This window comes from Caballeronia sp. LZ032 (assembly GCF_031451315.1).
Classification (GTDB): domain Bacteria; phylum Pseudomonadota; class Gammaproteobacteria; order Burkholderiales; family Burkholderiaceae; genus Caballeronia.
The window spans coordinates 1-12702 of the sequence record NZ_JARUXP010000005.1; the positions used below are offsets into that span (position 1 = coordinate 1).

Sequence of the window (12702 nt, forward strand, 5' to 3'; positions counted from 1 at the left end):
GCACCTCCTACAACTGCCTGAGTTCGAAAAGTACAAGGCCACCTGATGAATGCCCCGAGGCGTCCACGAACAAAACCCAATTTTGCAGGTCCGACTATCGAACGACGGGCCCCCAAATTGATGCGCCTGACATAAATCGTTCAGCAAAATGTGAGAGGCGAGGGGCCGTGTTCCGTCGCCCTGTCAAGTCTTCGACACCTCGGCTGAATTCTTTCAGCCGGGCGGCAAGGGCGATCGTGACAAGCTGATCGAGCGGTTGTCATCGGGATGGGGAAAGCCGGGGCAGCTCAACGATCTTGCAGTGAGCGAGGCGTCGTGGATCCCAGCGATCATGCTCAGACTGACCTGGACCGCGGTGATGACCATCTCGCGCCGTCCCCCGATGCCGCTCACGATGCGTTCCAGATGGAAGTACACCGCCTTGAAGCAGGTCGTCATGCCTTCGCATGGCTTGCGGCCTGATGATGCGTTCGCACGTCTTCCACAGCCAGTTCTTGAAGCCCGAACTCGTCTTTCATGGCATCGAGTTCGGCTTCGTCGCGTCATTTGATCGACTGGATTTGCGCATTGCCGATCGCCGTGGCGCTGCCAGATTACTCGATCGCGGAGTCATGAGAGATCCGGATGTATCGACCTTGCGGTCTGTTCAATGTTCATCGATCGAACTGGTGCAAGTCCTTGAAGATCAGCTGACCCCAGCTGTCTCCGAGCCCCTGGACCAGCAATCCGCCTTCTGCAAGCCCGCCGAGTTCGACCGGCGCAAAGCCGAGGCGCTCCGCAAGCGCGGCTATGTCCGCCGCGGCGCCGTTATCGTCGCTTGCCAGGAACACGACTCTTCTTCCACCGTGGACAGCCGGATCCTGTGCAAGGACCGAGGCCCCCAAGTGGTTGAAGCCCTTGACGAGTCGTCCGCCCGTGAAGGCCTGTGCAACGAACCTGGAAGGAGGCAGTCCTCCCAGTGCCTCGGGAGGCACGCCATAGGCATTGGTGACATCGACGATGGTCTTCCCTTGCCAGTTGGAAAGCGCTTTCGCGACATCGGCGTGCAAGCCGAAAGGGACCGCCAGAAAAATGATGTCCGCCTTGACGGCTTCCGCCAGCGTCCTGGGAACGATCCCGGGTCCGATCGCGGCGGCATCCGCTGCGAAGCTCGCCGGGTCGCGTGTGGTTGCAACGGATACATCGATGCCGCTTCGGGCGAACGCCCTGGCGAGGGCCTGGCCGATCTTGCCGAATCCAACAATTGCATAGCTCATGTTTTTTCCTTCGATATTGCGCGTCAGAGTTGCGCCAGGCCGCCGTCGACGGCGACTTCGCTGGCAGTCATGAAACTGCTGTCCGGCGACGCGAGAAAGGCCGCCGCAGCGGCAATCTCCGCCGGATCAGCCATACGTTGGAGCGGCGTCATCGAGGCAAAGACCTTCTGGCCTTCCTCGCCCAGCGCCTGCTTCGCGAGTTCGGTCGCCGTCGCGCCGGGAGACAGCACGTTGATCCGGATGCCGGTGCCCTTCAGGTCCTCCGCCCAGCTCCGCGCGAGGTTGCGCACGGCCGCCTTGCTCGCGCTGTAGGCGCTCATTGCGGGAGCGCCCGTGGTGCCCGCACTCGATCCGGTGAGGATGATCGAGCCGCCGTCGCGCATCAGCGGCAGCGCCTTCTGGACCGTCAGGATGGTCCCTTTCACATTGGTGTCGAACGTGTCGTCGATGTGCCGGATCGTGATCTCGCCGAGCGGAAGCGGGCTGCCCGTCCCGGCATTGGCAAAGACGATGTCGAGTGTTCCGCGCTCGGCCTTCACCGCAGCGTAGAGGCGGTCGAGGTCGGCCGGATCGGAGACCGAGCCCCGCACTGCGTGGGCAGAGGGCCCGAGGTCGGCCACCGCTGCGTCGAGCGCTTCCTGCCGGCGGCCGAAGATGAAGACGAAGGCGCCTTCGTCGATGAATCGCTGTGCTGCGGCGCGGCCGATGCCGGTCGCACCGCCGGTGATCACGGCGGTCTTTCCTTTCAGTCTGTTCATGTCATGCGTTCTCAATGAAAAGCGACCACGCCATTCTGGAGCGTCTGGTGCATGAAGCCAATTCACTAAATATCTATAATTCCCATCTACTCTTTGGATACGTATGCTCGACAACGTCACCATCAACCAGCTGCGGACTTTCGTCGCCGTGTGTGACCACGGAAGCTTTTCCGGCGCTGCGCGGGAGCTGAGGCGTGCGCAGTCGGCGATCAGCCACGCGATCAGCGCGCTCGAGAGTGCCTTCGACTGCGTGCTGTTCGAGCGCAATGCTCGCAAGGCGACGCTCACGGCGGCGGGCCGCAGCCTCCTGCCTGACGCTCGTGCAGTGATCTCGCGCACCGAGGAGATGAAGATGCGCGCTGCTTCAATTGCTGAAGCAGGGATCCCGCAGGTCTCGATTGCCGTCGATACCTACTTTCCGCGTACGCACCTGATCAACTGCCTGCGCACCCTGCAGACGAACTTTCCAACCATCGCCATCAATCTGCGCATGACCACCATGCAGGGCGGCGAGCGTAGGGTTCTCGAAGGGACGTGCGGGCTGGCGGTGACGATCGCGGATGTACCGGAGCTGAGCCCGGACACCATCGAAAGGCAGCACTTATGCGAAACGCAGATGGTGACCGTCTGTGCGCCGTCGCATCCGCTGGCCGCCATCGCGGGATTGATTCCACGCGAGGAATTCGGCCGGCACATCCAGCTCGTCGTCACCGACAATCAGCCCGATGCGGAAAAGAGCCAGCAAGGGGTCGCGAGCGTGCGCCAGTGGTGGGTGAACGATCTCGGCGCGAAGCACGATCTGCTGCGGGGCAGTTTATGCTGGGGGCACATGCCGCATCATATGGTCGCAGACGATCTCGCGAATGGAACACTCGTCGAACTTCAACGGCGTGCATGGCATATGCGTCCGCTCACTTTCATGGTCTCGCAGCGGCGCGGATACTCGCTTTCCGAATGCGAGATCCGGCTGGTCGAGAGTCTTGGCGATGCTCGGCGGTTGCCGAAGGTGGCCCGACCGCGCGCCGTTTCACGCAGAGGTAAAGCATGAAGACCACACTGCAGCCCCTGCCCAAAGTCATTCAGTCAAGCGCGGATCGAGGATGGAATGCGCTGTCAGCCGCGCTGGTGCACATGCCACGCGGCTTGTCGCGCGTGCGGGGCGTCGACGTTCACACGTTGGCCATGCACTTCGGTCCGCCTGTCAACGCCGACTGTTCTTGCCGTCGTCGACGGCGGGCGTGGCGGGCGGGCTGTTGTCCTCATTGCTGCCGCAGGCGGCCAGCAGGGCCGTCGAGGTCAGGGCCACAGCCAGCAGCGCGTTGCGTTCCGTCGTCATCCCAGGTTCTCCACTCGTTGTCGTCGAAGCAGAGAGACTACGAAAGCTTTGTGACAGGAGACCGACAGCATCAGGTGATTTTTTGCGGCGGGCTCCCTGCGTAGCGGTCGCCCGACGGGTCGCCCGACGTCGGCTAAGTCACCTGATCGGCTTGTGCGGAGCGTATCTCGGCCGTCTGCCTCTGCGCGGCGAGCGCGGACCGCGCCAATATCGCCGCGAGCACCAGCAAGCCGCCCAGCCCGTATAGCACGATCGAAAAGTCGTACCCCGACTTGCGCGCGATGCCGATCACCCACGGCACGATGATCCCCGAGAACTGCGCCACGCTGTTGATGACAGCGACGCCCGTGGCGAGCGCGGTGCCGGTCAGGTACAGGCCGGGAATGGTCCACAACACGACGAGCGAGCCGAGAATGCCCGCCGCACCGAGCGCGAGACCGATCACGGTGAGCGAAGAAGAGCCGCTGTACGCGCCGCACAGCATGAGCCCGAACGCGCCCACGAGTCTCGATATCGAGTTGTGCCCATGGCGCTGGCCGCCGCGATCCGAGAAGCGCGCCCAGCCCATCATGCCGGTCGCGCCCACGAGATAGATCGCGGAGGTGAGCCAGCCGACGGTCGTATTGTCGGGGAACTTGAGCTTGAGGAGCTGTGGCATCCAGAAGCCCAGTCCGTAGATGCCGGAGGCGAGCAGCAACAGCACCATGCTGAGAATGCCGACCGCCTGCCAGCTGCGCATCGGCGCGTCCGTTCCGGTGCGTGTCCTGACGTTCTCGCGTTCGCGTTCGAGCGTGGTCTCGATCAGCTGCGCTTCGTCCGCACTGAGCCAGCGCGCCTCCGCGGGGCGATCGGGAAGCAGGCGAAGGCACAGCAGCCCGAGGATCACGGCGGGAATGCCTTCGAGTATGAACATCCACTGCCAGCCCGCGAGGCTGCCCGTGTTCATGTGCGCGAGGATGAACGTGGACACCGGCGCGCCGATCACGCTCGACAGCGGCAGCGACACGAAGAATGCCCCGGTGATGCGGCCCTTGTGATGCTGGGTGAACCACTTGCTGATGTAGTAGATCACGCCCGGGAAAAAGCCTGCTTCCGCGACGCCCAGCAGGAAGCGCATGACATAGAAGCTCGTCGGCCCCGACACGAAGGCCATGCACGCCGACAACGCGCCCCACGTCACGAGGATCCGCGCGATCCAGCGGCGCGCGCCGAAGCGCGCCAGCATCAGGTTGCTCGGCACTTCGAAGAGCAGATAGCCCACGAAGAAAATGCTCGCCCCCGCGCCGTACACCGCGGATGAAAATTTCAGGTCTTCGTTCATCGTCAACGCGGCGAAGCTGATGTTGACGCGATCGAGATAGGACACGAAGTACAAAAGGCAGAGGAACGGGACGAGCCGCCACATCGCGCGGGACATCAGCCGGTCGGTATCGTGGTCTTGTGCTGACGGGTTCACGGTGATCTCCAGTCGGTAGGCGGAGCTTGCGCGCTTACATCAGTCCGGCGGTCGAAAAGCGGTAGAGCGCGTCGTTGCGCAATGAGCCGAGGAAGGCCAGTTCGTGCTCGAGCGAAAACGTGATGCTGGTCACATGGCGCAGGTTCTTCGACGCGACCTGATAGAAGTGCGAGCGACGGAAGTCGTTGGCGCGGTAGGCGGCTTCGGTGATCTCGATCGACTTTTCGTCCGCATCCTCGAGCACCGGAATCTGCTCGCCGCTCGCCAGAACCTTGATCACACGGTTCGAGATCGGCGAGGTGATCCAGATCGCGCCGGACGGGTCGATCTCCATGCCGTCGGGCCAGGAGCCGTCGCCGAATCCGGTCACGGCGGTGCGGTTCGACAGCGTGCCGTCGCCCGCGAGGTCGAAGCGCAACAGACGGCGGCCAATGGTTTCGTTGACGTAGAACGCGCGGCCCGTCGCATCGATGCGGCATTCGTTGGTCCACGAAATACCATCGGCGACGATGCGGCCTTGTCCTTTCTGATCGACCATCGCGACAAAGCCGGACGGTCGGTGACGATCGAAGCGGAACTCCGGATCGTGGCAATCGGCCGCCGTGCTGCTGACGCAGATCCACAGGCGGTCATCGCGATCGGCGTATACAAAATTCGTGCTCGGCAGGCGCACGCCGTCGATTTCCTCGATCAGCGGCCGCACCTGGCCTTCGCCATCGATCCGCCACACGCCGCCCGCATGGCCGACATTGGCGAACACGATGCTGCCGTCGCGCCGTATCGAAATGCCGTTCGGACGCACGCCTTCGGGCAGCGCTTCCGGTTGACAGAGAAAGCGCGTCGCGCCGTCGAGCGTGGTGACGGCCACGGTGCCGACGGCATCGCACGAATACAGGCGGCCGTTCCAGCAACGCACGCTCTCGGGGCGGGTGAGGCCGGAACCCAGGGTCGAGACGGAATCGATGTTCAGGGCGGCAACAGGGGTCATGTCGGTGCGTCTCCTCGAATGAGCGTGAATACGCGATGCACGGCGGCATCGCCGGAAATCAGGCGCAGAAATGCGAAGGGAAGCGGACGCGGGACCTAGCCGGATGCCATACGGCCGAAAGAGGGCTTCATGAAGTGTCTCCGCTATTTTTTTATATTCGATCCAGCTTAATCACTTGCGCCGCGTGCATCCGGCGCATTTGACGAGTCGCCCATGCCGAAACACGATGGCTCGATCAGCCGCTCGACGACTCTTCTGCGAGCGTCGCGCGGATCGTCCTGCAGGCGTCGTCATCCAGTCCTTGCGCGCGCTCCATCGCGAGATCGACGGTCCGGCCGCACAAGCTCGTGTAGAACGCGCGATGCGCCGGGCCGAGCGCATCCAGCGCGGCGACGTGCGCAGCGACGGTCTTCGCGTCGCCACGCGACACCGGTCCCGGCATGCTGTCGGCGAGGCCGCGCGCTTCGATCGAATCGAGCGTGCCGCGTGCCATCGGCAAGAAGGCCTTGAGTGCGACTTCGGGCGCCACGCCCCATGTGCTCCAGATCGATACGGCTTCCCTGAGCAGCACATTGATGAACTGCGACGGATAACCCGCCGCCGCGTGATAGCGCGCCCGCACGCCCGGCGGCAGCCAGTTGGCGTGGCAGCCGAGCCGCTCGATCAGTTCGCCGAGCACGCGGGCAAGCTCCGCATCGGGCGCTTCGGCGGAAATCACGCAACCCGGCAGCGAGCGCACCGCCGCGAGCGGGTCGCCGAACGACTGCATCGGATGGAAGCCGCCGGTCAGCGCTCCGTCGCGCACGGCGCTGTCGAGCGCCGACAGGCTCGTTGCGCCGCTGCAATGCACGACCGCCATGCCCGGGCGCCAGCGTACCGAGGCGGCGATGGATTCGATCATGTCATCGCGCGTGGTGATGAACACGAGATCGCAGGTAGCGGAGACCGCCTGGGCATCGGACGCGCGGCATCCTTCGACCTGCCCGCAAAACGCCTCCGCCGATTCGCGCCGCCGGCTCGCCACTGACGCGACGCGCAAGCCGGCGCTCCGGCACGCGATGGCCAGCGCCAGCGCCAGCCGGCCGCCGCCGATAAAGCCGATCCTCAGATCGGAAAGGCCCGGCAAACCCGGCAGCATCATTCGCCCGTGGCGGCGAGTTTCGACGCCACCTCCTCCAGAATCTCGTCGGTATTGCCGCCACGTTCGGGCGCGGGATGACGCAGCGCGCAGGGTTCGTTGCGGAACTTGATCGGAAAGCCCGTCATGCGCACCGCGCCGTGACCCGGATGCTCGACCTCCAGCAGCATCTCCTGGTCGCGCACTTGCGGGTCGCGGTAGACATCGGCGAGATCCATCACGAGACCGCAGGGCACGCCGGCTTCGTTGATGACGCCGATCCAGTGTTCGCGCGTCTGTTTCGACATCACCGCGTTGATGAGCGCGTTGATCTCCGCGCGCCGCGCCACGCGCTGCGCATTGCTGGAGAAGCGCGGATCGTCCATCAGATGCAGCAGGCCGAGCGCCTGCAACAGCCGCCGCAGCATCGCGTCGTTCGACGGCGCCACGGCAATATCGCCGTCCGATGCCGTGAACAGCCCGTAAGGCGCGACCAGCGGATGGTCATTGCCCGTCTGCGGCATCTGCTCGCCGGTGGCCAGATAGTCCGCGCTCACGAACGCGCCGAGGCTGATCATCGAACTGAGCAGCGACGCGCAGACCTGCTCGCCGCGTCCGGTCTCCTTGCGCCGGTACAGCGCCGCGACCGTGCCGAGCGCCGCGTAGTTGCCGGCGATGAGATCGCTGATCGGCAGGGCGGTGCGCAGCGGGCCGGTTTCGGCGGTGCCGTTCATGCTCATGAAGCCGCTCATCGCCTGCGTGATGAAATCGAAGGCGGGCCGCTTGACGTACGGCCCGGTCGTGCCGAAGCCGTTGATGCTCGTATGGATGATGCCCGGCGCGATCTCCTGCAACGCGTCCCAGCCCAGACCCATCTGCTCCATCACGCCGGGCCGGAAGTTCTCCACGACGACATCGGCATCGCGCAGCAATTCACGCAAGGTCGCCTTGCCCTGTTCCGAGCGCAAGTCGAGTTCGATAGAACGCTTGTTGCGATTGAAGGCCGCGAAATACCAGCTCATGCCGTTGACGATCGCCCCTTGCTGACGCACCGGATCGCCGTCGGGGGTTTCGATCTTGACGACGTCGGCGCCCAGGTCGGCCAGCAGCATCGTGCAGAACGGACCCGAAATCACGCGGGTGAGATCGATCACGCGTACACCGTCGAGTTGCATGTGAAGCTCCGTGTTCACGTCGAGCGCTCATGATGCGGTATTCGACGCGGACTCAGACATCACCATTTCTCGCGGTTCCATCGCGCTTTGCGACGCCGCGCGTGGATGCCGGGTGAAGCATCAGGGTTTCTGCTTACTCGCCATCTCGTCTGGACAGCCTGCGCGGCGCTCCCTAGCATGGGCGGACCCCTCGATCCTCCCTCATATGACGATGCGTCTGAGTCTCTACTCATTGCAGGTGTTCGTTTCGGTGGTCGATGCCGGAACCATCGCCGAAGCGGCGCAGCGCGAGCACATCGCGACGTCCGCGCTCAGCAAGCGCATTTCCGAGCTCGAACAGGCACTGGGCACGCCGCTGCTGCTGCGCAAGGCGCGCGGCGTCGAACCGACGGCGGCGGGCGTCGTGCTCGCACGCGGCGCGCGTCTGCTGCTGCGCAACGCGAACGACCTTGCCGAAGAGATCTCGCACTTTGCGGCCGGACTGTCCGGGCAGGTCCGCGTTGCAGCAAACCTGTCGTCGATCACGCAGTTCCTGCCGCGCGATCTCAGCGCGTTCGGCGAGGCGCATCCGTTCGTGCGCGTGGATCTCGACGAGTTCGTGAGTACCGAAGTGGTGCGGCGCGTCAGCACGAACGAGGCGGATATCGGCATCTACAACACGGCGGAAAATGACGCGGGGCTGGAGACGTTTCCCTATCGCACGGACCGGATGGTGCTGGTCGCGCCGGTCGGGCATCCGCTGGCGCAGCAGCGCAGCGTGTATTTCACCGAGACGCTGCCTTACGAACAGGTGGGCATGCATCCGGGCAGCGCAGCCAATACGCTGCTGCGCAAAGTGGCGCGTGAGGCGCATGAGCAGATCAATCTGCGCTTTCAGTGCACGTCCTATGACGCGATGATCGCGATGATCAAGGCCGGCCTGGGCGTCGGGATGATGCCGAACCAGTCGGTCAAGCTGTATGCATCGGAAGGGCTGGCCGTGATCCAGCTCAAGGACGAATGGGCCGCGCGGCAGTTGTGCCTGTGCGTGCGTTCAGTCGAGGCGCTGTCGCCGGCCTGCCGGAAGTTGCTCGAACATCTGCGGGGCGAAGCGGAGCAGGATGCGCCGGCGCAGGCGTGGCTGCCGCGGGTGGCGGGGACGTGAAGCGGCTGGAGCACCAGCCATCGCGTTTCGCCATGTCTCAATCGCCAAATAGATCGTGTGCCCGATCGTCGCGCGTCTAAGCTCTTCACAAAGACAGAGACGACGATGGAGACAGCATGCCCGCCCCGCAATCCCAGCCGTATCCCGAAAGCATCCGCATGACCGAAGTCGGCCTGCGCGACGGCCTGCAGAACGAAGCGGCCTTCGTGCCGACCGAAACCAAGCTCGAACTGGCCAACGCGCTGATCGACGCCGGCGTGCGCCATCTGGAAATCACCTCGTTCGTATCGCCACGCGCAGTACCGCAACTGCGCGACGCCGAAGCGCTGGTGAACGCCATCCCGCGTGACCGTGGCGTGTATCTCGCCGCCCTGACGCCGAACCGACGCGGCGTGCAGCGAGCCATCGACTGCAAGATCGACTCCGTCGTGTTCTTCGTGTCGGCCTCGGAAAGCCATAACGGCAAGAACCTGAACTGCGATATCACGCAGTCGCTCGGCAATATCGGCGAGGCGGCGCAACTCGCGCGCGATGCCGGCATGCCGATGCAAGGCGCGATCGCCGTCGCGTTCGGTTGTCCGTTCGAAGGCGAAGTCGATGGCGATACCATCCTGCGTATCGCCGGACATTACCTCGAACTGGGCTGCCAGGGCATCACGCTCGGCGACACCACCGGCATGGCGACGCCGCCCATCGTGCGCGACACGATCCTGCGTCTGCGTCAGGCCTTCGGTCCCGTTCCGCTCACCGCGCATCTCCACAACACGCGCGGCATGGCGCTTGCCAACATGCTGGAAGCGCTGAACGTCGGCGTGACGTCGTTCGAATCGTCGCTGGGCGGGATCGGCGGATGTCCGTTCGCACCCGGCGCGACGGGCAATGTCAGTACCGAAGACGCCGTTCACATGGCGCATCACCTGGGGATCCGCACGGGTATCGATCTCGATCGGCTGCTCGACGCCGCGCACCGGCTCGAAGCCGTGCTGGGCCGCACGCTGCCCGGTCAGGTGATGAAGTCCGGCGACCGTCTGCGCCGCTATTCGACCGAAGCGCAGTGCGCGGCGGTGGGCTGAGCGCGCCTCCATTCCCGCATTCCGAAGCTCTTCCAGCACGCAGGCGTTCGCCCGCGTGCGTCCGCACAGGAGACCGCGATGGACACGCTCGAACGCGCAACCATGCGCAAGGTGACGCGCCGTTTCATGCCGCTGCTGTTCATCTGTTTCGTCGCGGCGTTTCTGGATCGCGTGAACGTCGGCTTTGCCGCGCTCACGATGAACCGCGATCTGGGCTTTTCCGCGTCCGTGTTCGGGCTGGGCGCGGGACTGTTCTTCCTGACGTATTTCCTCTTCGAGATTCCGTCGAACCTCGCGCTGGAACGCTATGGCGCGCGGGTCTGGCTCGCGCGCATCATGATCACGTGGGGCATTGTCGCGGGCGCGACGGCCTTCATCACCGGCCCGACGAGCTTCTATGCGGTGCGCATGTTGCTCGGCGCGGCGGAGGCCGGCTTCGGTCCCGGTGCGATGTTCTTCCTGACGCTCTGGTTCCCCGCCGCGTATCGGGCGCGGGCGCTGGCGTTTTTCCTCGTGTCGATGCCCGTCGCCAGCGTTATCGGCGCACCGGTGTCGGGGTATCTGATCGGGCTGCACGGACTGTTCGGACTCAATGGCTGGCAGCTGATGTTCCTGATCGAGGCGATTCCTTCCGTGGTGCTCGGCTGCGTGATCTGGCGCGTCTTCACCGACAATCCTGACCAGGCCACCTGGCTCGGCGCACAGGAAAAACGCTGGCTGATCGACACGCTCGCGGCCGAGCGTTCGAACCGCCTGGTCGCGAGCCACGGCAATGCCCGCGTGCTCGTCGCGCCGTATCTGTGGGCGCTCGGTCTGGCGTTCTTCGGCATCGTCGGATTGAACTACGGCATGAGTTTCTTCCTGCCGCAGATCGTGCACGCGTTTCACTTGAGCCTGCAAATGACCGGCGTGGTGAGCGCGCTGCCGTTCCTCGCCGCCGCCATCGCGATGCCGCTATGGGGCCGCCGCTCGGACGTGCGCAAGGAGCGCGCGTTCCATGTGCTGGCGCCGCTCGCCATCGCCGTGATCGGTCTGGGCGGTTCGACGCTCGCCGCGACCGCCACGCTGAAGCTGCTGCTCATCACCGCCGCCTGCGCGGGCGCGTTCTGCTCGATCGTCGTGTTCTGGGCGCTGGTCTCGGACATGGTGCCGGCAACGGCGGCCGCCGCCAGCATGGCGATGGTGAACTGCGTCGGCAACCTGTCCGGTTTCATCGACCCTTATGTGATCGGCAAGATCAAGGATCTCACCGGCACATTCGATGGCGGTCTGCAAGTGCTTGCGGTGCTCGGCGCGCTGTCGGGCCTGCTGCTCGCCGCGATGCTCTTCGGCAGGCGCATGTCGCGCGGTCATGCCGGTCCCGTCACCGAGTGACGCCGACTATCTCTCATTCTTTTCAGGCGCAACGATGCACACGCTCAGCCAGGAAACCGTACTGTCTCTCGATGCCGTCACCACGTCCGGCTCCGGTCTCACGCGACCGGAAAGCGTGTGGTGGCATGAAGGCGATCTCTACACCAGCGACGCCAAGGGCGCGATCGCGCACGTGCGCGCGGACGGCGCCACCCGTCTGCTCGGCCTGCCGGGCGCGTTGCCGGACGGCGTGCGCCCGAACGGCATCGCGCGACGTCCGGACGGCTCGTTCATCTTCGCGAACCTGGGCGAGGAGGGCGGCGTGTGGTCGGTCGATACCACCGGTCGCGTGCAGCCGCTGGTCCGTTCGGTCGATGGCCGCGATCTTCCCAGCACCAACTTCGTCCTGCTCGATGAAGCCGGCCGCATCTGGATCTGCGTGAGCAGCACGACGCCCGGTTGCAGTGCGCCCGGCTATCACTTCGATCGCGCCGAAGCGACGGGCTACATCGCCGTGGTGGACACGGACGGGTCGAGCCGCATCGTCGCGGATCATATCGGCTGGACCAACGAGTGCCGGCTCGATCCGACGGGCACCGTGCTGTACGTGAACGAGACCATCGGACGGCGCATGATCCGCTTCGATGTGAACGAGCGGCTGGAGTTGTCGAACCGGCAGACGGTCGCGGAATTCGAGTCGGGCATCTGGCCCGACGGACTCGAACTCGACGCGGCCGGTGACGCATGGATCACCTCGCCGATCTCGAACCGCGTCGTGCAGGTCTTCACGGCGACGGGCCGCTATCGCGTGATTCTCGAAGACTACGACGAGGAATCGCTGCGCACCGCCGAAGAAGCCTTTCAGCGCGATGCGTTTCATCGCACGCATTTCTATCGCTCGAAGGCCAACTTCCTCAAGCACCTGACGAGCCTCACGTTCTCGGGCGATCAGCGCACGGCCTACCTCGGTTCGCTCAACAGCGATGCCGTCTACCAGTTTTCGGTAGACGGTCTGATTGGCGCCGCGGCGCGCGGCTGAGCGGCCG

The 12702-nt window shown here is 64.6% G+C and carries 13 protein-coding genes; 5 read left to right on the forward strand and 8 right to left on the reverse strand.

The features are described from left to right. Positions 1-213: 213 nt before the first annotated feature. The 3 genes from QCE69_RS34535 to QCE69_RS34545 all read right to left on the reverse strand — a co-directional run bounded on the left by QCE69_RS34535 (position 214) and on the right by QCE69_RS34545 (position 2014). Positions 214-438, reverse strand: a complete 225-nt coding sequence (locus QCE69_RS34535) for a hypothetical protein (protein ID WP_309921713.1) — start codon at positions 436-438, stop codon at positions 214-216. A 215-nt stretch (positions 439-653) separates the two neighbouring features. Further along, entirely contained in the window at positions 654-1271 is a 618-nt protein-coding gene (locus tag QCE69_RS34540; RefSeq protein WP_409021273.1) for an NADPH-dependent F420 reductase, read from the reverse strand. 8 nt (positions 1272-1279) lie between these two features. After that, complete coding sequence (locus tag QCE69_RS34545; RefSeq protein WP_309935458.1) at positions 1280-2014, reverse strand: SDR family oxidoreductase; 735 nt, start codon at positions 2012-2014, stop codon at positions 1280-1282. A 103-nt stretch (positions 2015-2117) separates the two neighbouring features. Between QCE69_RS34545 and QCE69_RS34550 the strand changes: the two genes are divergently transcribed. Then, on the forward strand, positions 2118-3062 hold the full coding sequence (locus tag QCE69_RS34550; protein WP_309935459.1) for a LysR family transcriptional regulator: 945 nt from the start codon (positions 2118-2120) through the stop codon (positions 3060-3062). A gap of 153 nt (positions 3063-3215) precedes the next feature. Here QCE69_RS34550 and QCE69_RS34555 read toward each other — a convergent pair whose 3' ends face one another. The 5 genes from QCE69_RS34555 to QCE69_RS34575 form a co-directional block, all read right to left on the reverse strand. After that, the gene (locus QCE69_RS34555) at positions 3216-3350 is read right to left on the reverse strand and encodes a hypothetical protein (RefSeq protein ID WP_309935460.1); all 135 of its coding nucleotides are present in this window, start codon (positions 3348-3350) and stop codon (positions 3216-3218) included. Between the two features lie 133 nt (positions 3351-3483). Next, positions 3484-4806: an MFS transporter gene (locus QCE69_RS34560; protein WP_309935461.1), complete on the reverse strand. Its 1323-nt coding sequence runs from the start codon at positions 4804-4806 to the stop codon at positions 3484-3486. A 34-nt stretch (positions 4807-4840) separates the two neighbouring features. Further along, positions 4841-5794, reverse strand: a complete 954-nt coding sequence (locus QCE69_RS34565) for an SMP-30/gluconolactonase/LRE family protein (protein WP_309935462.1) — start codon at positions 5792-5794, stop codon at positions 4841-4843. 235 nt (positions 5795-6029) lie between these two features. After that, a complete protein-coding gene (locus tag QCE69_RS34570) occupies positions 6030-6935 on the reverse strand; it encodes a DUF2520 domain-containing protein (protein WP_309935463.1) in 906 nt (301 codons plus the stop codon). Next, positions 6932-8086: a CoA transferase gene (locus tag QCE69_RS34575; protein ID WP_309921737.1), complete on the reverse strand. Its 1155-nt coding sequence runs from the start codon at positions 8084-8086 to the stop codon at positions 6932-6934. Before QCE69_RS34575 ends, QCE69_RS34570 begins: the two co-directional genes overlap by 4 nt. A 205-nt stretch (positions 8087-8291) precedes the next feature. On the opposite strand from QCE69_RS34575, the gene QCE69_RS34580 reads away from it, so the two are divergent. The 4 genes from QCE69_RS34580 to QCE69_RS34595 all read left to right on the forward strand — a co-directional run bounded on the left by QCE69_RS34580 (position 8292) and on the right by QCE69_RS34595 (position 12695). Further along, positions 8292-9230: a LysR family transcriptional regulator gene (locus QCE69_RS34580; RefSeq protein WP_309935464.1), complete on the forward strand. Its 939-nt coding sequence runs from the start codon at positions 8292-8294 to the stop codon at positions 9228-9230. Positions 9231-9346: 116 nt separating this feature from the next. Then, positions 9347-10303: a hydroxymethylglutaryl-CoA lyase gene (locus tag QCE69_RS34585; RefSeq protein ID WP_309935465.1), complete on the forward strand. Its 957-nt coding sequence runs from the start codon at positions 9347-9349 to the stop codon at positions 10301-10303. A gap of 78 nt (positions 10304-10381) precedes the next feature. Then, positions 10382-11677 (forward strand): MFS transporter, encoded by a 1296-nt coding sequence (locus QCE69_RS34590; protein WP_309935466.1) that lies wholly within the window; start codon positions 10382-10384, stop codon positions 11675-11677. 34 nt (positions 11678-11711) lie between these two features. Beyond that, a complete protein-coding gene (locus tag QCE69_RS34595) occupies positions 11712-12695 on the forward strand; it encodes an SMP-30/gluconolactonase/LRE family protein (RefSeq protein WP_309921746.1) in 984 nt (327 codons plus the stop codon). Positions 12696-12702: the final 7 nt, after the last annotated feature.